24 protein-coding genes are annotated in these 24,441 nt (G+C 38.9%); 17 read left to right on the top strand and 7 right to left on the bottom strand.

Going from position 1 to position 24,441, the window contains the following annotated elements:
* Positions 1-55: 55 nt before the first annotated feature.
* The 3 genes from IM793_RS03020 (at position 56) to IM793_RS03010 (ending at position 1,730) form a co-directional block, all read left to right on the top strand.
* A complete protein-coding gene (locus IM793_RS03020; RefSeq protein WP_193419679.1) occupies positions 56-394 on the top strand; it encodes a DUF4870 domain-containing protein in 339 nt (112 codons plus the stop codon).
* A gap of 83 nt (positions 395-477) precedes the next feature.
* Positions 478-1,137: a suppressor of fused domain protein gene (locus tag IM793_RS03015; protein ID WP_227256119.1), complete on the top strand. Its 660-nt coding sequence runs from the start codon at positions 478-480 to the stop codon at positions 1,135-1,137.
* A gap of 260 nt (positions 1,138-1,397) precedes the next feature.
* Positions 1,398-1,730: a hypothetical protein gene (locus tag IM793_RS03010; RefSeq protein WP_193419678.1), complete on the top strand. Its 333-nt coding sequence runs from the start codon at positions 1,398-1,400 to the stop codon at positions 1,728-1,730.
* A gap of 16 nt (positions 1,731-1,746) precedes the next feature.
* On the opposite strand, the gene IM793_RS03005 is transcribed toward IM793_RS03010, so the two are convergent.
* Positions 1,747-3,591: a hypothetical protein gene (locus IM793_RS03005; RefSeq protein ID WP_193419677.1), complete on the bottom strand. Its 1,845-nt coding sequence runs from the start codon at positions 3,589-3,591 to the stop codon at positions 1,747-1,749.
* A gap of 229 nt (positions 3,592-3,820) precedes the next feature.
* On the opposite strand from IM793_RS03005, the gene IM793_RS03000 reads away from it, so the two are divergent.
* From IM793_RS03000 to IM793_RS02970, 7 genes are all read left to right on the top strand, one after another.
* The gene (locus IM793_RS03000; protein ID WP_132400116.1) at positions 3,821-4,150 is read left to right on the top strand and encodes a DUF4870 domain-containing protein; all 330 of its coding nucleotides are present in this window, start codon (positions 3,821-3,823) and stop codon (positions 4,148-4,150) included.
* A 10-nt stretch (positions 4,151-4,160) separates the two neighbouring features.
* Positions 4,161-4,691: a hypothetical protein gene (locus tag IM793_RS02995; RefSeq protein ID WP_193419676.1), complete on the top strand. Its 531-nt coding sequence runs from the start codon at positions 4,161-4,163 to the stop codon at positions 4,689-4,691.
* A gap of 57 nt (positions 4,692-4,748) precedes the next feature.
* Entirely contained in the window at positions 4,749-5,315 is a 567-nt protein-coding gene (locus IM793_RS02990) for a hypothetical protein (RefSeq protein WP_193419675.1), read from the top strand.
* 55 nt (positions 5,316-5,370) lie between these two features.
* Complete coding sequence (locus IM793_RS02985; protein WP_193419674.1) at positions 5,371-5,700, top strand: hypothetical protein; 330 nt, start codon at positions 5,371-5,373, stop codon at positions 5,698-5,700.
* Positions 5,701-5,853: 153 nt separating this feature from the next.
* Positions 5,854-6,279, top strand: a complete 426-nt coding sequence (locus tag IM793_RS02980) for a hypothetical protein (protein ID WP_193419673.1) — start codon at positions 5,854-5,856, stop codon at positions 6,277-6,279.
* A gap of 212 nt (positions 6,280-6,491) precedes the next feature.
* A complete protein-coding gene (locus tag IM793_RS02975; protein ID WP_227256118.1) occupies positions 6,492-7,493 on the top strand; it encodes a hypothetical protein in 1,002 nt (333 codons plus the stop codon).
* Complete coding sequence (locus IM793_RS02970) at positions 7,493-8,380, top strand: hypothetical protein (RefSeq protein WP_193419672.1); 888 nt, start codon at positions 7,493-7,495, stop codon at positions 8,378-8,380. The genes IM793_RS02975 and IM793_RS02970 overlap by 1 nt, the downstream gene beginning before the upstream one ends.
* Before the next feature lie 177 nt (positions 8,381-8,557).
* Here the strand turns inward: IM793_RS02970 and IM793_RS02965 are convergent, their stop codons facing one another.
* Positions 8,558-9,241 carry an arylesterase gene (locus tag IM793_RS02965; RefSeq protein ID WP_193419671.1) on the bottom strand — a complete coding sequence of 228 codons (684 nt, stop codon included), beginning with the start codon at positions 9,239-9,241 and terminating at the stop codon, positions 8,558-8,560.
* A gap of 101 nt (positions 9,242-9,342) precedes the next feature.
* On the opposite strand from IM793_RS02965, the gene IM793_RS02960 reads away from it, so the two are divergent.
* From IM793_RS02960 to IM793_RS02945, 4 genes are all read left to right on the top strand, one after another.
* On the top strand, positions 9,343-10,032 hold the full coding sequence (locus IM793_RS02960; protein ID WP_187593378.1) for an ABC transporter ATP-binding protein: 690 nt from the start codon (positions 9,343-9,345) through the stop codon (positions 10,030-10,032).
* Positions 10,025-12,559, top strand: coding sequence for an ABC transporter permease (locus IM793_RS02955; RefSeq protein WP_193419670.1), 2,535 nt, complete (start codon positions 10,025-10,027; stop codon positions 12,557-12,559). Before IM793_RS02960 ends, IM793_RS02955 begins: the two co-directional genes overlap by 8 nt.
* Before the next feature lie 486 nt (positions 12,560-13,045).
* Complete coding sequence (locus tag IM793_RS02950) at positions 13,046-13,228, top strand: hypothetical protein (RefSeq protein ID WP_116249314.1); 183 nt, start codon at positions 13,046-13,048, stop codon at positions 13,226-13,228.
* A 110-nt stretch (positions 13,229-13,338) separates the two neighbouring features.
* Complete coding sequence (locus IM793_RS02945; RefSeq protein WP_193419669.1) at positions 13,339-14,628, top strand: gluconate:H+ symporter; 1,290 nt, start codon at positions 13,339-13,341, stop codon at positions 14,626-14,628.
* A gap of 559 nt (positions 14,629-15,187) precedes the next feature.
* Here IM793_RS02945 and IM793_RS02940 read toward each other — a convergent pair.
* Genes IM793_RS02940 through IM793_RS02930 form a run of 3 tightly spaced genes read right to left on the bottom strand, consistent with a single transcriptional unit; the run spans position 15,188 to position 20,008 of the window.
* Positions 15,188-17,635: an outer membrane beta-barrel family protein gene (locus tag IM793_RS02940; protein WP_193419668.1), complete on the bottom strand. Its 2,448-nt coding sequence runs from the start codon at positions 17,633-17,635 to the stop codon at positions 15,188-15,190.
* 31 nt (positions 17,636-17,666) lie between these two features.
* A complete protein-coding gene (locus IM793_RS02935) occupies positions 17,667-19,586 on the bottom strand; it encodes a M56 family metallopeptidase (protein WP_193419667.1) in 1,920 nt (639 codons plus the stop codon).
* A 32-nt stretch (positions 19,587-19,618) separates the two neighbouring features.
* Positions 19,619-20,008, bottom strand: a complete 390-nt coding sequence (locus IM793_RS02930) for a BlaI/MecI/CopY family transcriptional regulator (RefSeq protein WP_193419666.1) — start codon at positions 20,006-20,008, stop codon at positions 19,619-19,621.
* A gap of 252 nt (positions 20,009-20,260) precedes the next feature.
* Between IM793_RS02930 and IM793_RS02925 the strand changes: the two genes are divergently transcribed.
* Both IM793_RS02925 and IM793_RS02920 read left to right on the top strand, forming a co-directional pair.
* Positions 20,261-20,404, top strand: a complete 144-nt coding sequence (locus tag IM793_RS02925; RefSeq protein WP_227256117.1) for a DUF1634 domain-containing protein — start codon at positions 20,261-20,263, stop codon at positions 20,402-20,404.
* Positions 20,405-20,507: 103 nt separating this feature from the next.
* Positions 20,508-21,719 carry an ATP-binding protein gene (locus IM793_RS02920; protein WP_193419664.1) on the top strand — a complete coding sequence of 404 codons (1,212 nt, stop codon included), beginning with the start codon at positions 20,508-20,510 and terminating at the stop codon, positions 21,717-21,719.
* Positions 21,720-21,810: 91 nt separating this feature from the next.
* Here IM793_RS02920 and IM793_RS02915 read toward each other — a convergent pair whose 3' ends face one another.
* A complete protein-coding gene (locus IM793_RS02915) occupies positions 21,811-22,665 on the bottom strand; it encodes an NAD(P)-dependent oxidoreductase (protein WP_193419663.1) in 855 nt (284 codons plus the stop codon).
* A gap of 174 nt (positions 22,666-22,839) precedes the next feature.
* On the opposite strand from IM793_RS02915, the gene IM793_RS02910 reads away from it, so the two are divergent.
* The gene (locus IM793_RS02910; protein WP_193419662.1) at positions 22,840-23,943 is read left to right on the top strand and encodes a DNA alkylation repair protein; all 1,104 of its coding nucleotides are present in this window, start codon (positions 22,840-22,842) and stop codon (positions 23,941-23,943) included.
* On the opposite strand, the gene IM793_RS02905 is transcribed toward IM793_RS02910, so the two are convergent.
* Positions 23,932-24,390 (bottom strand): NUDIX domain-containing protein, encoded by a 459-nt coding sequence (locus IM793_RS02905; RefSeq protein WP_193419661.1) that lies wholly within the window; start codon positions 24,388-24,390, stop codon positions 23,932-23,934. The genes IM793_RS02910 and IM793_RS02905 overlap by 12 nt on opposite strands.
* Between the last annotated feature and the right edge of the window lie 51 nt (positions 24,391-24,441).

Genomic DNA, 24,441 nt, shown 5'->3' with positions numbered 1-24,441 from the left:
GGAGCAAAAAGGCACTGGTAATTTTGTATTGTTCAATTCACTAAAATTTAAACCTATGAAACAGAAAACAATTGCAATAGTTGCCTATATTACACTCATCGGATGGATTATTTCTTACCTGGAATTTAAAAAATCGACCGAAAAAAGCTCCCTGGCCAATTATCATTTGGGTCAGTCGCTTGGGATTATTATTACCTCCATCTTATTGAGTGTCCTAAGCAGTATAATTCTGGCCATAATTCCTTCCCTGGGGTTTGTCTTTTACTTTATTTTATTGCTTCCTTTTATTCTGATGTTATTGGGCATAGTAACTGCCAATAATGGTTTAGAGAAGCCTGTTCCACTAATTGGAAAAGTATTTGAAAGGAAATTCAACTTTACTCCCAGAACATAAAACATCTTTGTAAAACTGTAGCAGCCCCATATAAAAGTAAAATGGCAAAATCTTTGAAAGCATTTTAAATTTAAATCAACCTTATGATGACCACTGAAGAATACAGACAAAAGTTTCCAACCGATGATACCCCTGGATGGCAGGCAATAGATGATCAACTGGAAAAAATTTATGGCACTTCTGAAGCACGCCATTACCCTCCTTTGTGTGGAATCCATTATGTGGCTGGCGGAACCGACCCGATAGATGGTGCCAGTATTTATGATAGCAACCACCAAAGCTTTCACCGTCACATCATCAGTTACGGCATGAGCGAATTGTATTATAACGAAGAAAAGGCTGGTGGTGAGTTTAGCAAGTGGGGTTTTGAATTTACGTTTAGGTTAGCGCCATTTAAAGATGATGAAAACGATCCCATCTGGGCTATACAGGTGATGAATAATTTAGCCAGGTATGTGTTTTCGAGCGGTAAATGGTTTGAAGAGAACCACTTCATCCCTGCCAATGGACCAATAAGATTAAATACTGATACCCAAATAACGGGTTTTGTTTTTGCATTGGATCCGGAACTGGGAAAAATTGACACCCCTCATGGCGAACTCAGCTTTCTCCAATTGGTGGGCATTACTGATGCTGAAGTAGAAGAACTAAAAAAAAATCCCACTATCGGGGCTGTTGAAGAACTGATCGAAAACCTGAAAAAGGATAACCCCCTTTTAATTACCGACCTGAACCGGAAATAATATTGAAAATTTAGGACTGGTGAAATAATAGCTGAACTTTCTGAAGACTAAATCATTTAAAAGCTATGATAAGAAGAAATATATTTTTAGCGCTGCTGATTTTAAGTTTAATCTCTTGCCAGTCAAAAAAAGCTGTACAGCTAAATACAATACTTAAAAACACTGAAAGGGCTGTATTTAATATGATGGTAGGCAAAAACGGCCTTAACGAAAAAAAACTCAAATGTGTGATTGATGGCGATTTTAAATGTGCCCTTCAGATGGTTGATGAAGAAGAACAGGCTTTCAACAAGATTATCAATAATATAAATGCTGCAGAAACAAATGATATCAAATATGGCAATGCTTTAAAAAAAGCAGCAGTCAGCTATTATGAAGCTGTTAAACAGCTGGAAATTTTTGATCGCAATGAAATTAGCATACAGCAGCTAACCCATAATAAAGCAATTAAGGAGCAGTTGCGGGATAGTGCAACAACAAAGCTAGGGCAATTATTAAATTCCAGATTGGAAATACGTAAACAAATCAATAAAAAAGAAAAGAAATTAGCCGAAATACAAAAACAGTTTAATTCTGTCAACCACTTGGATTAATGCCCTAAAGAGCATACTAGCCCATATCCTGCAAGAACAGCTTCAGGTCTTCATCCTTACCCAAACCCAACTTTTGCTTTATCCGGTAGCGGCTCATACGCACGCTTTTGGCTTCGATATGCATCAACTGGGCAATTTTTTTGGTATCCATTTTTAAATGGAGGTAAGCACAGAGTTTTAAGTCAAGCGAGGTAAGTTTTTGTTGTGCCCTTTGATTTAGCTGAGAAAAAAATTCTGGGTGTACCTGTTGGATCTGAAATTTAGCTTCTTCAAAATCATTATCCAAAAGCAATTCCTCGTTCCAGATTTTATTGATATTGAGCTGATGGTTATCGCTGAGTTTTTCTTTGATCTGAAAAAGCATTTCCTTTTTATGCTCCAGCTGTAACTGGTTGGCCATAACTTCTTTCTGCAATTGTTGCTGCTGGCTTTCCAATAATAGCTGTTCTGCCTTTAACCTCGCCTGCTCTTCTTTTTCAAATTTCATCTGCAGTTCAGCATCCTGTTTTTCCAAATGCAATTGCTTTTCGCGCTGTAACGAATACCTTAATCTGAAGTGGTAAGAACGGAACATAAATATCAGGCCCAATATTGAAGCAATTGCAATACCGATATAAAGATACTTTTGCTGCCGCGCATATTGCTCACTCTGCTTTAACAGTTTTACTTCATTGTTTTTTTTTTCGGCCTCGTACTGGACTTCCAGTTTCTGGGCATTTAAGGTCTTTTTTTCATCAAAGAGTTTATTACTGTATTCTGTCGTTTTTTTCTGGAATTCGAGTGCTTTTTCATAGTTTCCCCTTTGCTCATAAAAATTTGAGAGCGCAGTTACTACATTAATTAAAGTATAATAATAAGGCACCTTTTTGCTGATCATTACGCTATAAGCCTCTTGCAAATAGGCTTCTGCCATTACAAAGTTTTTGTCTCTCTTGGCATATTCGCTTAAAATCCCCAAACTGCTTGCCCTGATTTCCTCACCGTTTATTGCCGCTTTCATTACTTCGTTGGCCAAACTCGCATACCGGATAGCATTGTTTTTTGCCTGCTGATCTGTATCAGAGAAATATCTTAAATAATAATCGGCAATGTTAATACAGGCAATGCTATACGTTTTTCTGGCGACGTACTTAGGATACTGCTGATAAAGACTTTCTGCTTTATTTAAATAATAGAGTATGCTATCCCGGAAAACTTCTTTTTTTGTATTGGCATAATTATAATCGGCAGCAACTGATAAAGCGATGTAACAATTGCTCAACAGGTTGTAATCGGTAGTTTTTAAGGCATTTTCAGTTGCAGCCTGTGCATATTTGTTCACATTTTTAACGTCATCCCGACGCGAGTTGAGCATATATAACTGATAATATATCTTGGCACTGAGGTAAGGATCAGGTTCTTTCCCCAACGATTTCAGTGCCAGCTGACAGTATTTGGTAATCTGCTCGCTATTATCAATGGCATTATAGAATAAGGCCTGCGCATAGTAAGCGTAGGCTAGTGCAATGGGCTTGCGTGATTGCTGTGCGAGGGACAAAGTGCTATCACTTGCTTTTTTTGCTAATACAAATTGTTTAGTAGTAGCATACACACTCACCTTAACGGTATAAGCCTTTGTGGCTTCGATTAAGTTTTTGAACTTTAAAGCTAAAGCAGCTCCTTGTTGCGCCTTTGCAATAGCCCCCATATAATCGCCATTGATCCTGCTCCGCTCTGCCAGCTGGGAGAGCAGGGCAGGTTTATCCTTTTCACTAAGGTTACCGAGCGCTGTACTATCCAATATAGTCTGCGCACCAGCCTTAAAACAGCAAAAAAATATGCCTATTAAGAATATTATGTTTTTCAGAGCCAGGTGTTTCATATCGTAAAATTAATATAAAGATTGAAACGCGGATATGATTGTAGACGAAAAACCAAAATAAAACAAATCAACAAAACACTGCAAAACAACACATTAAGCAAACCTGTAGATGTATTGTAGACGTTTTTCTAAAATGTAGTAGATGCTCTGTAGGCGGCAAAAGTTTTAAAAACCTGCTGATTAGCCCCAACTTTGAATCAAATAATTTTTAATCTAAAAAACAGAAATCATGGACAACAAAACCCTTTCAATCGTTTCTTACATTACCATTATCGGTTGGTTAGTAGCTTATTTTATTGGAAAAGATAAAGCTGACACTTTGCTTAAATACCACTTAAGACAGTCATTAGGCCTTGCTATTGTGAGTATTATTTTCAATATAGCCTTTACCATCGTTGCCAGTATAGTACCTGCTTTATCCTTTTTAGGATTTGTGGGCTATGCATTTATCATTCTCTGGATCATAGGGATTATCAATGCAGCCAATGGTGCATTAAAACCTATTCCACTTATTGGTAAATGGTTTGAAGACAAGTCTTCATTCGTTAGTAAATATTAATAAGAAGTTTATGCGCCTCAACATCAAAAATGTCATGCTAATGGTGATGGTCTTTACCATCACCGCATGCGAATTTTCATTAAACACACCCGAAGAATATTTTGACCGGGTAGCATTGAATACCAATTCCATATCGCGTTTTGGCGGGCAATATTTCAATACTTATCTAAGGTACATTAAGGGAGGCGCAAACACGCCAGATTTTAATACCTGTGAGAAATATCTTAAAAATAACTCGATCGCAACAATAGTGGCTAATGTAAAAAAGATAAAAGATTTACAACCCACCAAAAAAACAAAACCAATGATCGATGCGGCACTTGATCTTTATGCCTTTGTGCTAAAAAGCTATGAGACCGACCACATGAAGGTTGCAAAGATGATTGATAGCCATGCACCAGAAAACGATATCAATGTGGCCATAACCGAAATGGATAATAAAAGTTATGATGCCTTTGTACAGAAATACAATAAGCTTTGGGACATTGCAGAAGCTTATGCAAAGGATAATGGTATCGAAGTAAAAAAGATGCCTTTTTAGTTGTTGCTTCTTCACTCATTCTTTCAATTAATAATTCTATCATTAACTAACCTACCTATGATAAACATAATAGATTTTAAAGAAAATTTAGGTTTAAGTGAAATCCCTGTCGAACTTGAAAAACTGATTTATTTCCAGAATAATATCTCCTCTTTCGAAAATTATTCGAATGGTTTTGGTGTTTTTATCGACGATAAATCAGGACTACGGAGTTGGAGCGAAGATGAAGATTTTTTAAACCGGTTACTCCCTTTTGCCCAGGCCAATGGTACAGGCTCATTTTATGCCATTTGGAACGATGAAACGAACAACCCCTTAAACCAGATGCCCATCGTGGTTTTTGGCGATGAAGGTGGCGTACATGTAGTGGCAGAAAATATTTTGAAATTGCTGCATCTACTCACCTACGGTACCGAAATCTGGGTGGAATATGATCAAACTTATTTCTATAAAGATGACAACAGCTATGAAGAGCCTGAAGATTTAGGCGAATATTTAAAATGGATGAAAGGCGATTATAACCTCGGGCAGGTTGAAGAACCTGACAGTCTGATTAAAACTGCCCAGGAAAAACACAAAGAAAACTTTGATAAATGGTTTGGACAGTATTTTAATGAGAACTAAAAAGAACGATCGACATTACAGAATATCAAATTCACTTTCAAGCAATTAAACCAACATGCAAACATTTAAATATTTCGAACAAGAAGGGAATACTTATAAGCTAAAAGTACAAAAAGGACTTTTTTACACCATTACTTTTGGTTGTGTTGCGGCCATAATAGCCATATTGATATACAGCACCAGCAGGGCAACATTTTTATATGTTACTTTCTTCGCCCTTATAGGCCTATTGGGCATCTTGCGTACAACAGGCCTTATTGCTTTTGATCAGCACAATCGTGAGATACAACGTAAACGTTTTTCTTCAGCACTCCTGTCAGTTATAGTTTTGATGATTTTGACCATTTCCTCATATCAAAACAAAAAAGCTATTTCATTACTGTAAGTATTCAGGCCATTATGGTAATGAGAAAGGGCAATAAAATCAGACATATTTTACTGGCACAAACTTTATTTACCGCAAAACCTCTGCAAAAACTTAGTGAAGAAGTAAGTACAATAATGGGCTTGCCACAAAATTAAAATCGCAACACTAATTATGACAGGATATAACCTAAAAATAGAAAGTGGGCGTTTAAGTTTTCAGCCTGAACGTGATTACAAAGGCAAGATTTTATTTTTTACTTTCCTTGCGGTAGGAATATTTGTGGTAACGCCTATGCTTCATCTCTACCATGATACTCACTGGGCTGTAATGGCCATTGGTTTAGTATCGGCGCTAACAGCACTTTATGATTTCATCTTCCATTTTAATGTTACCTATATTTTTGATCAATACACAAGACAGGTATCTAAAAAAATCCCTGGATTATTTACCCGTAAAATTATGGCTTTTGAAGACGTGTTTATCCTTCATGTACAAGAAGATGGCCTGCTACATTATGCCTTATCGCATAAACAGAATAAATATGGCAAAAGCTCGCTATTAGTCAACCCTTTGGTACTAACCGCAAAAGCCAAATAAGACAAGAGACATTTGAAACAGAGATTTTAACGGAAATTGAAAAAATAATTTACCATAGCTTATGATAAACTAAGAAACCTAACATCCATCCCATGACACAAAAAGAGCTCCTATCATTACTCGGTTTAACGGTAACAGATCAAAGAATCATCGATTTCTTCTATGAACCAAAGTTTTGAACAATACAAAACATTAAAATTAAATAAACAGTAATGAACTACAACATCAGCAAAGGACTTTCGATATTCTGGAGCATTTATATGTTTTTTTTCGCTTTCCCATTCCCCATGTTTTTATATTACATGATCAAAAGCGAAAACATGCCCAACCTGATGGACAGCAATCCATGGTATTCGCTTGCTTTGCTTGCCATATCTATCCTGCTCTGGACCGTATTGTTAATTGGTTATTACCGGAAATGGGTAATCCGTAACTTTTTGATCAAACGGAATATAGAAAAACTTAAAGCCACCGGCGAACCACGTGAGGCCAAAATATTAAAATCGGCAAAAATTTTGAAACCGGGAGCAGCTTACGATAGCTATGAACTTACGCTGCAGTTTAAAAATCTGGTGGGCAGTACTATTACTGTAAAAACTTCAGTAAACGATGCAAAACCCTACGAACGCCGTTACGAAGTTGGCAAAACTGTCGGTATTTTGTTAGATAAAGAGATAAAAGATGCCCCTTATTTTATTTTTGCCACTACTGAAGTAAGCATGAGGAAAATGATTATTGTTCTTGCTAACCTGGCCTGGCTAAGCTTTGCTGCTATTGTTGTTGCTTATTATGTTTATTCTTATGATTCGGAAAGTGAGGGCATGGGCTGGCGTTTTATGTGTATTGGTCATCCTTTATTAACCTGTGCATTTACGCTTCTTCTTTACCGTGGTTTCGGAACCTTTATCCTCAGAAAGTTTAACAGCAAATCTGATAAATTTTTCCTGATTAAATTTAGAGGTACGCAAACTAACGCCAGATTGTTAAAAGCCAGCCAAAATGGAACCCACATCAACGAGCAGCCCATGATCAATTTTCATCTCGAATTTACAGATCAGTTTTACCAAAAACACAGGGTAAATATCAAAAGGATTGTAAACTTACTTGATTTGGATCTTACCAAACAGGAATATGTTTCTATTTTTTACCTCAAAGAAGATCCGCAGCATGCTGCTTTCGAGAAAGATTTAAATCAAGTTGAAAGAGAATTCTGATGAAAAACATAAAGCAATTTTATAGCCTGATTGTACTCTTCAGCTTGTTTACTTTGAGCTGCAGACAGATCACCAAAAGTGTAGATGAGACCTTTCACCCTAACGATTCTTTAGCCAAAAAATATAATAAAGAAAATCACTTTGGTACAAATGGCGAGTATACAGGAACTACTAAAACCAGTACAACCACTTCTGTACAGCGCCGGCAGGAAAAAACGATAGTGATAAACGGCGACACAATTAAAACCCCTGAAATGGAGCTCAAGGCAAAAGAGATGTTCCACGACATTGAATTACTTAAGCAAAAGAATGATCCTTCTGCAGCCAATGAAATACAAAAAAGGGTAAAAGAGTTTCTAAAAGAAATGAAGATGCCACAAGGCGGCCTCAAAAACATTGATACAGAAAAATCAGTAGTAAAAGCTAAAAAAGGAATATTAAGTGCTGCAGCACTAGAAAAGGCAGAAGATCAACTGAAAAAATTGCCACAGTACCAAAGTAAAGAAATTTTGTTATATCAATCCATTCACTTTTATGAGGATGGATCCATAAACCTGATGTTGCAACATCCTGTAAACCCAAAATATATTGATGCTTACGAATATCGGGATGGAGCATGGTCTGCGCCTAAACCCGTACTGGCCACAGATATCGAACGCCGGACATTCCCTTTAAGTGGAATGCATTTTGCAGACGCACACCGGTTGTTACAGCTTTATAATGCTAAGGCTGCTCAGGTTGAAGGCGCAAAGCCAACATCAGATGCTTATATCACCATTTGGGATAAGGGTATGCGCTGGGCACCAAGAACGATAAACGGCACCCGTGAGCGATATGATATCCAGTTTAATAATAATGGAACGTTAAAAAGTTTTAGGCAGGAGTGAGAATTATAATAGCAGTTCTTTGCCATTTTTATAGAAAGGTTGTCATTGCGGCTTTTCACGGCCAATTTAATATTACCAAAAGGCAATTATCCCTAGATGATGAAGAACTTAGTCCACCCCGCTCAGTGCCCTCTGTGCTTTTTCTCTGTGATCTTTGTGGTTAAAAACTGAGAAAGCTTACAACAAACCTTTCAATACCACCCAAACATTTTCCGCCAAAATCTTATCCCCTTCTGCCGTTGGATGAATGCCATCGGCTTGGTTCAATTTAGGCCCCCCCCCCACTTTATCCAATAAAAATGGGATCAGGGCCATCTGATTCTTTTTAGCCAGGTCGGGAAAAATGTTCTTAAAATCTGCTGCATATTTCGCCCCCATGTTCGGTGGAACCTGCATGCCTGCAATAACCATTTTTGCTTCGGGATATTTGGCTTTTACACGATCAATGATCGCCTGAAGGTTTTTAATGGTTTGTGCTACGGGCAATCCACGCAAACCATCATTTGCCCCGAGTTCAAGCACAAAAATATCAACAGGCTGTTTAAGCAACCAATCAATCCTTCCTTTTCCACCTGCAGAAGTTTCGCCACTTAAACCGCCATTGATTACATTGTAAGGCATTTTTAAAGAATCGATCCGGTTTTGGATCAAGGCCGGATAAGCTTCCGTTGGATCGAGTCCATAACCGGCCGTTAAACTGGTTCCAAAAAAGAGGATATTTTTCTTTTTCGCCGCAGCAACCGAAACTTTTTGGTCAGCCGAATCTAAAGTTTTATCTGTATTGCTTTTACTTTGTTGGTTTCCACAGCTTAAGAGGATCAGGCTCAAAACAAATAGGCCCATTAATCGTTTTCGTAACATATCTAATAAATCTATATCTAATTATCGTTAACCATTATCTAACAGGGAACGTCCTGTTATGTTTGGCTAAAATCTATACGCAAACCCTAAAAAATCAGCTATTGGAAAGCATATTGAACATCCGAAATGTAAGCAAAATTTACCAAAGTGCCGGACGGGAACTCACCGTTTTGGATAACATCAATTTTTCTATCGCGGCCGGATCAACTGTGGCCATCACCGGCCCATCGGGAAGTGGTAAAACCACCCTGCTCGGTTTATGTGCGGGTTTAGACCGGGCCAGTAGCGGAACCGTTGAACTCAATGGAATTGCTTTGGAAAAACTCAATGAAGATGAGCGAGCCGCTGTGAGAAACCAATATGTAGGTTTTATTTTTCAGAATTTTCAGCTCTTACCAACTTTAACTGCGCTCGAAAACGTAATGGTTCCTTTAGAGTTAAGGGGCGCAAAAAATATTAAAGCTCATGCACTAGAACTGCTGGATAAAGTAGGGCTTGCTGACCGTTCACATCACTATCCTATTCAATTATCGGGTGGAGAGCAGCAAAGGGTTTCGCTCGCAAGGGCATTCTCTAACCAGCCAGCCATCCTTTTTGCCGACGAGCCGACCGGAAACCTCGATGCGGAAACGAGCGAGAAAGTAATCAAACTGCTTTTTGATTTAAATAAAGATGCCGGAACCACTTTGATCATCGTAACCCACGACCTTGAACTGGCAGCCAGAACATCAAGAAGCATCAAAATTAAAGGTGGCGTAATCATTTCAGACGAAAATCCTACTTATGCCTAATAGCCTCCCGAAACAAAGTATTAAATTTTCCTGGCTGTTTAAAATGGCCTGGCGGGATAGCCGGAAAAACCGTGCACGTTTATTTCTATTTATCTCATCCATTGTTTTAGGCATTGCAGCTCTTGTGGCGGTATATTCTTTTAAAGATAACCTCCAAAAAGATATCGATGCACAGGCCAAAGAACTTACCGGTGCCGATCTGGTATTGGATAGCCGCAAAGGTGTAAGCAAAGCGATGCAGAAAATGCTCGATACACTTGGCGATGAACGCTCGCAGGAGAAAACCTTTGCTTCGATGATCTATTTCCAGAAAGGCGGAGGCAGTCGTTTGGTACAAATGAAAGCCCTAGAAGGGAATTACCCTTACTATGGCACGATAGAAACCATTCCGCTAAGCGCAGCAAAACTTTTTCAAACTGGAAGGAATGCCTTGGTAGATCAAACCCTGATGCTGCAGTTTAATGCCAGAGTAGGCGATTCAGTCAAAGTCGGCGATCTAAATTTTAAAATTCTAGGCACATTAACCAAAGCACCAGGCCAAACCGGGATCGGCTCGAGCATTGCACCAACGGTTTATATTCCACTGCAGCTTCTCGATAAAACCAACCTGATTAAAACCGGAAGTCGCATCAACAATAAATTTTATTTCAGGTATAACGATCCGTCTGGCATCGATGCCTGGGTGAAAAAACAGGATGCACAGCTGGAGAAAGAAGGTTTTGATACCGATACCGTTGAATCTACTAAAGAACAGACCGGAAGATCGTTTAAAGATGTAAACCGTTTCCTGGCTTTATCCGGTTTTATCGCTTTGCTGCTGGGTTGTGTTGGTATAGGTAGCGCTATCCACGTATATATCCAGGAAAAATTAAGTGCAATTGCTACGCTAAGGTGTTTAGGATTAAAATCTCGTCATGCCTTTTTAATCTACCTCATCCAGGTCTTTTTTATTGGATTAACTGCTGCTGTTTTAGGAGCAATATTAGGTACGGGCATACAGTTTTTGCTTCCATTGGTGCTGAAAGATTTTCTGCCGGTAGAAATTACCATGCAGGTTTCGTGGCCAGCCGTTGGTCAGGGAATTTTATTAGGACTGATTATTTCGATCCTTTTCGCGCTCCCCTCACTCCTGTCGGTCAGAAAAATTTCACCATTAAACGCCATCAGGATATCTTTTGAAAAAGCAGAGGGCAAAAGAGATCCACTCACCTGGTTGGTGTACCTGCTTATGGCTGCCTTTATTACCGGATTTACCCATTTGCAGATGAAAACCTGGGTACAAACACTGGCCTTTACTTTGAGTATCGCTATTGCTTTTGTACTGCTCATTGTACTGTCTAAATTATTGATGTTCCTGGTGCGTAAACTCTTGCCCAACTCATCGAGCTATTTGTGGCGACAGGGATTTGCCAATCTTTACCGCCCAAACAACCAGACTTTAATGCTTACGGTTTCCATTGGCTTATCAACCGCTTTTATCTGCACACTATTTTTTGTTCAGGGCATATTAATGAGCCGCGTTACGCTTTCATCAGGTGCTAACCAGCCCAACATGGTAATGTTCGATATCCAGAATACTCAAAAAGAAGGATTAGACAGTTTAACCAAAGCTTTCAAGCTACCATTAATGAACCAGGTACCGGTAATTACCATGCGGATAGAAGAAATTAATGGAAAGAAAGCCAGTGCTGACACCAATAACAGAAGGGCTTACCGCAACGAAATCAGGGCTACTTATCAGGACACTTTAACCGCAGCAGAGAAAATTACATCGGGTAAATGGACCCGAAAAATAAAGCCCAATGAAACGGTTTATATTTCACTGGATCAGCGTTATGCCCAGTCCATTAACGTCGGTTTAAATGATAAAATCCTTTTTAACGTTCAGGGCATGATGATTCCGACAGTTGTGGGCAGTTTGAGGGAGGTAAACTGGAGCCGCATGCAGACCAATTTCAGGGTCGTTTTTCCTGCTGGCGTACTCGAAGAAGCACCACAGTTTCATGTATTGATGACCAGGGTGCCATCGGGCGAAGTTTCTGCTCGTTTCCAGGGAGAGGTAGTCCAAAAATTCCCGAATGTATCCGTCATCGATTTAGACCTGGTATTGAAACTCCTGGATGAACTTTTAAGTAAAATCGGATTTGTGATCCAGTTTATGGCTGGTTTTAGTATGGTAACCGGCTGGATTGTTTTAATATCTTCGGTATTAACCAGTAAAAACCAAAGGATAAAAGAAAGCATTTTATTGCGTACGATGGGTGCGAGCAGAAAGCAGATTTTAGCCATAAACGCGATCGAATATTTCTTTTTAGGCGCTTTTGCAGCCGGTGCCGGATTGATTTTAGCCATCAGTGGAAGCTGGGCATTGGCCAAATTTACTTTCGATGCCGCATTTGTGCCTCCGTTTGTACCAACCTTATTGCTGTTTGGCTCAATTGTATTGCTTGTGGTAATTACCGGTGTATTGAGCACAAGAAGCATTCTGAACCAGCCTCCTTTGAAGATTTTAAGGACTGAAAGTTAGGGCGGGCAGCGTTTGGTGCGAAGCGTTAACCACAGAGAAGGTAGAGAAAGGACCAGAGAAAACAGAGCAATATATTAATTCTGATTCCATGGTTCGTGTCCTCATGAATCACTATTTTGCATCATTTACCAGCTTTCTCATTGATGATTGTCTCTGTGCTTGCTGGAGCTGAAGAATGATTTATTCATAAAAGTAAATAACAGGAACCGTAATGCCGTAAGCTTTAAGATTCCCGCCTGCGCGAGAATGACGACCGTTCTTTGGAACCAAACCACGACATTGCGTCATTACCAGCTTTCTCTTTGATGATTGCCTCTGCGCTTGTTAGAGCTGAAGAATGATTTATTCATAAAAGTAAAAACAGGAAAGTTTAAGCAGGTATAGTCTCGAGGTATTGTCATTCCCATTGCTGTTCAAGCTACAAAAGCTCAACAACGGATTAAAACAATCCTACAAGTTTTACTAATAATTGATACTTTTACGATTATGATCAGATTAAATAATGATACGCCCAACGACATTCTTCAAGATGTAAAAATTGGCGATATGGTAACCGATACCTTTAGCAAAACAGGCCTGGTAGAAAATATAGAAATTAGTGATGACGGCCTTTACCGGGTTTACGAATTTAACCTTGTTACCGGACGGACAATTACTGTTAAAAAGTAAAAAGCGCTAAAAAATGAAAAATAGACACAGATAATATTAAAATCGGTGTTTATCTGTGTGCATCTGTGGTAAAAGCTACATTTAATCACATTTACCTAAACCCTAACCAAATGTCATTACTTATCCTACTCTTCGGCATCCTGTTGCTTTTCGTACTGATCTTGAAAAAGATTAACCCAATGATTGCTCTGATTGCGGTGGCAATTATTACTGGTCTTTTATTAGGCATGCCCGCCACAAAAGTAATGAGTTCCATTAGCAATGGTATAGGCAGCACACTGGGCAGTATGGTAATGGTTTTGGCGCTCGGTGCGATGATGGGTAAACTGATTGAAGATAGCGGATCAGCCAAAAAAATCGTTTTCATACTGATTGGGGCCTTCGGTAAAAAGAACATTCAATGGGCCGTGCTGTTAACCGGTTTGTTAGTGGGGATTCCTTTGTTTTACAATGCTGGTTTCGTGGTGTTAATTCCTTTGGTTTTTGCTATTTCAGCCGCAACAGGGCTATCAAAATTATACATCGGTATCCCAATGGCTACTGCCCTTTCGGTAACACATGGCTTTTTACCCCCTCACCCGGGACCTGTTGCATTGGCAGGTATTTTCCATGCTGATATTGGTAAAACATTAATTTACGGTTTAACTTTAAGCGTACCTATTGCAGTTATCGCCGGAATCTATTTTCCACGATTGATTCTGAAAAAAAATCAATCGGTAACTATGCAGAACTTCAGCATTGGTGAAGAAGAAAATCTCCCATCTGCTCCAAGGAGTTTCATTACTGCATTGCTGCCGGTATTTTTAATTATTGCCGGAACACTAGGCAGCAGTTTTAAAATTGACTATATAGGTAAACCACTTTTTATATTTTTAGCCGATCCAACCGCGGCCCTATTAATTTCGGTTATTATTGCACTGGCACTTCAAAAAACTTCCATTACAAAAGCAATGGAATCTTGTGCTGAAGGGGTTAAAAGCATTGCCATGATAATCCTTATTATTGCAGCCGGCGGTGCCTTTAAACAGATTTTAATTGATAGTGGTATGGGCGAAACGGTGAAACAACTCACTGGCGGCCTAAATTTATCGCCATTATTACTCGCTTGGTTAATTACCGCATCACTCAGGGTAACTTTAGGTTCGGCCACAGTGGCCGCATTAACTGCTTCAGGCATGGTACTCCCGCTAATCGGCCCGGGAGCATCGCCTGAGTTAATGGTATTATCAGTCGGCGCCGGAAGTTTAATGTTTTCGCATGTAAACGATACCGGTTTCTGGATGTTTAAAGAATATTTTAACCTAAGCCTGAAAGAAACTTTTAGCACCTGGACCATGATGGAAAGTTTGGTTTCTGTTTTAGGTCTTGTTGGGGTATTGGTATTGAATCAGTTTGTTTAGAAAATTGGATCTGGTATTTAGAGAAGCCTGTACCCACCATTGCTCGATGCAAGCTAATATTTTAATCTTTTTGGAAAGCAATTACAGAAGTTCTTCGGCTAAAACAGTCCCGCTCCCGCTTCTGCCGATTGAAGAAATCGGCATCTCGCTCCGATCGGGTTTAAAGGGCTTGAACAGTACTACTGTCTAGGGTGAAATAAACCCGACCGACAGCGTTATTCCGTCTTTCACGGAATTAAGCAAAGGGCGGGACTAGCGGAACCTAAGCACCACAGACATTGCTTTCCAAAAAACACCAATGAAAAATTGGTTTTACAATGACGATTTCTCGTCTGCAGCCATGGTTCGTATCCCCACGAACCATTCTTATTTTTTGCCACGGAGACTCGGAGAACACGGAAATTGATTGTCCTTGATTTGTCTTTTTTTTCGGATTAAACTTAGCTTCCTTCAGGTGGCTTAGGTGGTCAAAACAATATGAAACTGGTACAAATCACAGCAGATCCATAACGCTACGCTCCATGCGATAGCTACCACATCGGGATGACGATCTATTTAGTTAATTCTTCACCCTGTTCTTTTCTGCATCGGCACCAGAAGATTCATGCTTAGCAGGGGTAGAAAAAGTCTTACCAAAACGGTAACTATAACTCACCACAACCGATCTCGAATCCTGACGGTTAACCCAGTTTGCTTCTGTATTTGCCAGGTTATTGATTATACCATTATAAACACGGGTTCTGAAAATATCGTTAGCGGTTAATTTCAACGTACTTTTTGCTGAAAGTTTTTTCTGTACCGCTGCACCAAACTCATGTACTTCGCCCAAAAAAAACTGTACGTTAGATAGTTTACTTTGATAACGCATATTGACCTCAGCATTCCACGTCGGACTGATTTTGAACTGAAGATTAGGACTTGCCTTTAAATAACTTCCATTGGTAACCAGAAAGCCTGTATAAAAATCTGTTTTCGAAACTATTTTTGCATACTCCACATAGGCATTCAGTTTAACCCATTTAGTAAGGTCGATCTCTGCATTTACCGAAACATTGGCTACCGTGGTTTTGCCCACATTAGCTGGCCTGCTGTAATAGGTACCATCTACAATCTCTATGGTCTCGTTCACCTCATCCCTCACCCAGCCGTAACCTAAAGTGGTGGTAATTTTATTTTTATAGGTATGCGAAAGTTCTAAACTTTGTGTAAATGATGGCTTTAAGAATGGATTTCCAACATAATAAGTAAATTTATCCAATGGAGAGAAAAACGGGTTCAGATCCTGGTAATACGGACGATCGATCCTTCGCCCATAATTTAAGCCCAACTCATTATTTCCGGCAGTATCCAGTTTATAAGAAAAATAAACCGTTGGAAACAAACTGTTATAGGTTCTTTTAAAAGTCGAATCGGGTTTGATCAGATTCCCTAGCTGGTGCCCGTTAGAAACCGTATTTTCATACCTTAAGCCAGCCTGAAGTGAAAAACGCTTTCCTTCTCTACTCACGTTCAGGTAAGCGGCATTGATATTCTCCTCATACAAAAAGTGATTGCTCTTTTCGTAATCAGCACTGGTTTTTCCGTTTGCCGTATTAAAGTAATCGGCAATGTTATCGGTTTTGGTGTAGGCGGTTTTAGCACCTGCATCCAGTTTCCATTTATTTTTAAGTGGATGCGAATAATCCATTTTAGCCGTATAAATATCAATATTTGCAGGCAGATTACCGGTTAAAATATCCTGGTATTTTAAGGCTCCGCCAGGCAGGTAACTGAAGTTGTAATACGTTTGATCGGTTTTATTTTTGTAGAGCAGATAGTCCGCATCAAAGGTTAATTCTCGTCCTGCCTGTTTAAATTTATGCCTGTAATTTAAATTTACACCTGCATTTTGATACTTAATCTGATCGATATTTTCAGCCCTGATTACCGAATCCAACTGCATTGATGCATTTGATAGATTACTGGTATTATTGTTCACCTGCTTCGAAATCCTGTTCATGCCGGTAAGTACTACCCCCCATGTTGTGCGGTCTGATGCATAATAATCAAGTCCGGTTTTCAAATTAAAAGTATTGCCATTCCTGCGGAAATAAGAATTCTGATTAAAGTAGGATTTGGCACTACCATCCTCATTTTTATATTTTCGGTTCAGGTCGAGATCAGTAAAGCTATTGTTTAAATTGTAGCTCAGGTTACCAAAAATGTTAATCTTATCCTTACGGTAATTAAAGTTGAAACTATTGTTCGACCGCGTTAGCTCGCCTTGATTTAAACTCAGATTAATGCCTCCGTTAAAGCCGGCGGTTTTGGTTTTCTTGGTTTTGATATTGATTACCCCTCCATTCCCTGCAGCATCATATTTGGCAGGCGGATTCGTCATCAGTTCAATTTGATCAAGCGATGATGAAGGCAACGAACGCAAATAACTCTCCAGGTCTGCACCCGACAGATAAGTTGGTTTATCATCAATAAAGATGGCCACCCCGTTTTTACCTTTAAGCGAAATTGCTCCGTTCTGATCAACATTTACACCAGGCGATTTGCTGAGTACATCCAGAGCCGTTGTTCCGGCATTAGAAATCAGCGCATCAACATTCACCACTGTGCGGTCGATCTTCCGTTCAACAAAGGCCTTTTGCCCCGAGATATTGACCTCCTTTAAATTATTGGCACCCGTAACCATTTTAATATCCTGCAAGGCTACAACCTGATGATTTGCATCCAAAACCAATGTATCGGTTTTATAAATCGGCGCACCAACTACCGATATTTTAATCAGATATTTCCCATAAGCCAGTTGATCAAAACTGAACAACCCATCCTTTTCAGTGAAAGTGGTTTTGAACAATACCGAATCTTTTAGCAAGGCTACAGTAGCAAAGTCGATATTTTTTCCTTCAGCATCCAATACACGTCCATAAATTCTGGATGTAGGCGGTTGAGCTTGAGCAAAAGTAAGGGCAATATTCATCCATACGGCTAAAAAAGCCATGAGTGTAAATTTCATGATGGTGGGATTGGATTAGCGCTTTGAGAATTTAGTTTTTATTATTTTCGATCAGGAAATTATACATCAGCGAGTGACTGTCATTTTTCAAAAACCTCTTTTTGTATTTTTTCTGAATGTCGGTATTTTGTTTCACGCCATTTACAATCAGCTCATCTTTATTGAGTTTGTATGATAGTTTATTGGAGCTGCTGATGATACCATCTTTCATCAATTCCCGATTGATATCGTTTGTATAATCATGTCCATCACCATTGGTTACGGTTTTTGAGGTAACCGTACGTTGTGAACTGGTTCTGTTACTGCCATTTTCACCATAAACAGGCGGCGTTGGTGGGGTTGGAGGGCTTGCAGGTGTAGCTGGGACAGCAGGAACTGCCGGCACAGCAACTGCAGCTTTTGGCGCCTTTGGTGGACGAGGTGCCGTTTGTATTATTCCATAACCTTTCGATTTATATTCTTTTGCCCATTTCCTGTATTCTTTTGCATCTTCAGCAGCTTGTTTAGCATCAGCAATGGCTTGTTTCGAATCATTTTCGGCCATTTTAGCATCGGCAATAGCCTGCTTACGGTCCAGTTCGGCTTGCTTAGCATCAATAACAGCTTGCTTAGCGTCTACCTGAGCTTGTTTTACATCGTCCAGCCTTGCTCTTTCATCCGCTTGTTTAGCTTTTTCATCATCTAATCTGGCTTTTTCATCTGCTTGTCTGGCCTTTATATCTTCTTTCGTTTGTTGTTGCTTTTCATTCAGCTTTTTCAGCTGGCTGTCCAATTTTGCATTGATCTCCCTTTCCAGTTGATCTGCGGATTTTCCTTCAGCAGGCCTGGCTTTTTTCCTGGTCGTATCCTGCAAAGCTACAGTTGAAGTGCTTATCTCTTTTTTGGTAACTGTTTTTGCATGGCCAACGCTTTTAAAGGCGGCACTGCAAACCACTACCGATACCAGGGCGATGGTTAATATTGTCTTTTCCATTTTGTTTAAAGTTGAATTGGTATTGAATAACATCCTGCTTGCTCTGTGCAGCAGGCTACCTTTATTCCCGTTCATGGCCATGGCATAAGCAGGTGCACGCTGCTTAAATTCCTGGCACACAATAAGGGCCTGAACGTAGTTTTTGCGATCGTTTACACAGGCGATGGCCAAATCATCGCAGCAATGCTCGCGCTCTGTTTTTATTAATTGCGATACCCAAAGTACCGCTGGGTTAAAGAAGAATACAATTTCGATAAAGCTCTGCAATAAGTTTACCAGGTAATCTTTGCGCTTAATGTGTGCCAGTTCATGAGAGAGGATGGCTTCTACTTCCGCGTTAGATAAACCATTGAGCAAACCCAAAGGGATAAGGATTAAAGGCTTAAAATGTCCCACTACCATAGGTACCTGGGCAATACCCGATTGCATCACCTTAACCTGTTGGGTTAAACCCAGTTTTTGAGCCAGTTCATTTAATTTTTCATCCCATTTTTTACCCGCAGCGTAGGTTTTATGATTACGCAGGTGGTGTACACCATTTAAACCAACCATTAATTGGATACTTTTTCCACAGATGATCAGGAACCACACCAATACAATCTGATAGGCATATGCATTCCATAAGGAAAGGATCCTGTTTAGCCCAGAATACATATCTTGCTGTACATTTGTAACCGCTTGTTGATCTCCAATTGCCTTTGGCAGATTAATTCCGATTTGATGAACAGTCTGCGACTGCCCATGGTTAACCGGTTGTTGAAGCTCCTGATAAAAAGTGATAGCTATTGCAATAACAAATAAAGCTAAACATACTGTAAGCAGGTTATAACGCCATGTAGCACTTGCCTTACGGGTAGTAAACATGACCAAACCGGCCAGCAAAGCTAAAATTACACCAAGCCACAAAGAGTGGAACAAGGTAGCGCCAAGGGCATGAAGCCAGTTTTCCGGCAAAAGGTTGATTAATTTAAATTCCATTATTGTGGTTCTTTAGCATCTGTTCTGGTTAATTAGTCCATGCCATCCAATAGCCGCTTAATCTCTTCGATTTCCTTTTTTGATGTTTTCTCATTCCCCAAAAGCTGCATCATTAACTGCGATGCAGAGCCTTTGTACAATGTACTTACGAAACGATCCAACAACTGAACTTTAGTTTTCTCCTCAGCCTCAACAGGAATATAAATGTGCTTCATTTGGCTTTCATCACGTTTTAATATCCCTTTTTCGGTTAAGATCTGCATTTGCTTTAAGGTTGAGGTATAATTTACCTCCCGCTGCTCGTTCAATTTATCGTTTACAAACCGAACTGTAGATGGACCGAACTCCCATAACACCTGAAGAATTTCTAATTCAGCTTTGGTAGGTTCAGGCAGATTATTTTCAGTTTGATTACTTTTCATATTTTAAAGGTACGATATTTTTCGTACGATACAAATATTAGGTTATTTATTTTTTATAAAAATAATTAACATATTGATTTAAAGCTAATTAATATTAACCACAACAACTACCATTTGAATATCATCACAAATATCATTTCAATTTTAATTTTTACCCTTACTTAATCCCTGGTGTTTACCTGGCAGGGCAGGCTGGATCGTTAATAGGTCCAGGTGATGGAGTAGTTGTAATTCCTTATCCCAGTTCACGTATTGCTATTGATCATCACTCCTATTATGCGTATAATATTCTCTTTGACTGCTTTTATATTCGAAAAGGGTAAATTATATATTGTAATCACCTTAATTTTACTAGCCATAATTTTATGTAGCACTTTTAGCGGATTAAAAATATAGCCTCTCAATACTATACGCTATACATGAAACTTTTTGCTTTTAACATAAAAGTATACGATATAAATGAAACTTTTTGTATTTTTGATAAAAGTATACGATATACATGAAACTTATTAAAAGGCCGACATATATAAATCGGATTATCCCGTTTATCAATAAACAAGTGATAAAAGTGCTTACTGGTCAAAGGCGGGTAGGCAAAAGTTATGTTATGCTTGAGTTGATTGAAAATATAAAGGCCACCGATGAAAATGCCAATATTGTATACATCAATATGGAGGTGGATGATTTTTCGCACATTAAAACACACGAAGATTTATCTGCCCATCTTCAAGACAAATTCCCGTCAGATAAAAACAACTATTTTTTTATCGATGAGGTTCAGGAAGTAAAAGAATTTGAACGGACTTTACGGAGTTTACTGGCAAAAAATACCTGCGATATTTATTGTACGGGTAGCAATGCCAATATGCTTTCTGGTGAACTTGCTACTCATTTATCAGGTAGGTACATGGTTTTTCAGATCCATGCTTTAAGCTTTCTCGAATTTCTTGAGTTTCATCAGCTTGAAAATAAATCAGACTCACTTATGCTTTATCTTAAGTATGGGGGAATGCCATTTTTACCAAATATTGGGCTAGAAGAGAACCTGCCCTATGAATACCTTAAAAGTGTTTACGCTACAATATTGCTCAAAGATGTTATAGCCAGAGAGAACATCCGTAATGTCTCCTTTCTAGAAAATCTGGTTACCTATCTCGCAGATAATATAGGGAGTTTATTTTCGGCCAACAATATCAGCAAATATCTAAAATCCCAAAAGGTGGATATTTCTACCCAGCTAACCATAAATTACCTACGTGCATTAAGCAATACTTTTTTTGTGCATAAAGTTCAGCGTTCTGAAGTGGGCGGGCTAAAAATATTTGAAATAGGAGAAAAATATTATTTTGAAGATTTAGGCCTCCGAAATGCCATTATCGGTTTTAATCAATTGGCAGATATCCATAAATTAATGGAGAACGCAGTTTACTTACACTTAAGACAACAGAACTTTAATGTTTTTGTTGGTAAACTCGGCAACAACGAAATTGATTTCGTGGCAGAAAAAAACGGCAAAAAGATGTACATACAAGTTTGCCTGACCATACAAAGTGAGAACACTGCGACCAGGGAATTTGGAAATCTTTTAAAAATAGAAGACAACTATCCAAAATATGTTATTACTTTAAATGATATCATACTCGGGCAAAATAAAGACGGTATAATGCAGAAAAACCTACTCGAATTCTTATCTGAACAGAGCGATAACTAATAAATATTTAGATTAAATTATTCAAATACAATAACCATAGGAAAGCATCAAAACCTCCTATGGTTATTCCTTTAGCATTAAAAAGATCTCTTTACTCTTTAACATGTTTAATTACGGCAATCAAATCTTCCTCTCCATATTTGGCGGTTGCTGCCTCAAAAGTATTTAATGCGGTTTTGGCCAAAGGTGAATCAAGTCCGATTGCTTTGGCCAGGTTTAAATCTTTTACAATATGTTTAAGGGCAAAAGCAGGCTTATAATTATCGGCTATAATGGCATCGCCTTTAATTTTGGTGAAGATGTTGGCTATAGCGCCATTATTGAGCAGATTAAGCAGGTCTTCAGTTTCAATTCCTTGCTGATTGGCAAATACTACGGTTTCAGCCAAACCCTGGGTATACAAAGCCAATAGTGAATTAATGGCCAGTTTAGCCACATTACCTGCACCTGTATCGCCCAGGCGTACTGCCATTTTACCCATTTTTTCGAGTATGGGTTTTACCTGTCCGAAAGCAGTCTCATCTCCACCTACCATAATCACCAATTTTCCTGTTTCTGCCTGTTTTACACTTCCTGAAACCGGCGCATCTAAATATTGTGCTCCTTTTTCTTTACACAGCCTGTCCATTTCTTTTGAAATAGCAGGAGAAACGGTACTCATATTAATTATGATTTTACCTGAAATTTCTGCGCTGAAAAGGCCTTCCGGTCCTTTAAAAATCTGTTCAATTGCAGCATCATCAGATACCATTAATATTACTACCTCTGTTTGGCTAACCAGATTTTTGGGCGTTTCGGCAATCAGTGCACCCATTTCTTTCAAAGCAGTTTCTTTATCCTTGCTCCTGTTATAAACGGTAACTGCATAATCAGCTTTTATCAATTGTTCCGCCATTGGGATCCCCATATTGCCCAAGCCAATCCAACCTATTTTTGTTGTGTTCATATTGTTGTTTTTATGATAAACAAATGTGGTAAAGAAAAAGCTGAAATTATTTAGCAGTTGGTAAAAATACTACTGCGAAATAATTTATTTTCGAGTTCGCAGCGCCATAATACTAATATAATTAGTAAATTGGTCGCAAATAAAATTTGATAGCACAAAAGCAAATACGCAAACATGGCCAGCCTACTGAAAGATTTATACTCTCCTGCTTTTTATGATCGTTTAAGCAATGCCTTAGCGGTTAGCATTCCAAAATTTGATAAGGAAAAATTTATTAAAGCGGTTTTTATTCCTGAATTTGAATCAAAGGAACTTAAAGAGCGGATGAAACATACATCGAAGGTTTTGTATGGTTTTTTACCCGAAGATTATCCACAAAGTATCGAGCTGATCAAAAAAACAATTACACAATTAAGGATCCAGGGAATCGGAGAGGATGGTCTGGCGTATATGTTTTTACCTGATTATATCGAAACCTATGGCATTGATGATTTCGAAGTCTCTGTGGAGGCCCTTGAGTTTGTAACCCAGTTTGTAAGCTGCGAATTTGCGGTGCGTCCTTTTATATTAAAGTACGAAAATCAGATGATCTTAAGGATGCAGCAATGGTCGCTGCACGAAAGCCATAAAGTGAGAAGATTAGCCAGCGAAGGCAGCCGTCCGCGATTACCCTGGGCTATGGGAATCCCCTTTCTGAAAAAAGACCCTACATCCATTTTACCTATACTAGAAAATCTTAAAACAGATCCATCAGAATATGTAAGACGGAGTGTTGCAAATAGCTTAAATGATATTGCAAAAGATCATCCCCAGGTTGTTTTAAACATTGCGAAAAACTGGTCGGGTTTGAGTGTCGAAACAGATGCCATTATTAAACATGGCAGCCGTACATTACTTAAACAAGGCCATGCCGATATCCTTAAACATTATGGTTTAGATGATGCAGGAATTTTATTAAAAGATTTCAAAATCTTAACGCCTCAGATTAAAATTGGCGAAAGCCTGGAATTTTCGTTTTCTATTCTCAATGAAAATCCAACTGAACAAAAAGTGAGACTGGAATACGCTATCTACTACAAAAAACAAAATGGGCAGAACACCAAAAAAGTATATAAAATTTCGGAGAGAGTTTACCCTGTGGATGCAACCATAAACATCATCAGAAAACAAAAATTTGTGCTGATTACCACACGTAGATTTCATCTGGGCGACCACCAGATTTCGATAATCATTAACGGTGCCGAAAAGGAAATTTCACATTTTGACTTAACGGCTTAGTTTGGATTTTAATTCATCAAGTAAAGCGATCTGCTTTTCATTAACGTATTTAACTGCATCGGAATAGGCAAACCACTGGGCTTTATCTATTTCAGCAAAACTTTGCCTTTTACCCGATCGGGGCGGCCATTCTATTTCGAAGGTATTGCTGACAATTGTTGAGGGATCAAGTTCTCCTTCTACTGCCCAACACAATACTTTTTTACCTCCCTTTTGCACAATAGGCGTTAGTTCGATGAAGTCGCCGGTTAAGCTCTCACCAGTTTCTTCTTTAAATTCGCGGATGGCAGCCGTTAAAGCTTCTTCACCCTCATTTAATTCTCCTTTGGGCACTGTCCAAAAGCCAAGATCTTTTTTCGCAAAGAACGGTCCGCCAGGATGAACCAGGAAAAACTCTAGCTGCTGATCTTTTCTTCTGAAGAGCAATATTCCAGCGCTTTGTTTCATAAGGGTAAGGTAGGAATTGTATCCAAAGAAGTCAAGTTTTAAAAACTTGAC

The organism is Pedobacter sp. MR2016-19, assembly GCF_014947265.1.
Classification (GTDB): Bacteria; Bacteroidota; Bacteroidia; order Sphingobacteriales; family Sphingobacteriaceae; genus Pedobacter.
Note: the sequence above shows the minus strand (reverse complement) of the source record. Positions and strands in the feature narration are given on the sequence as shown.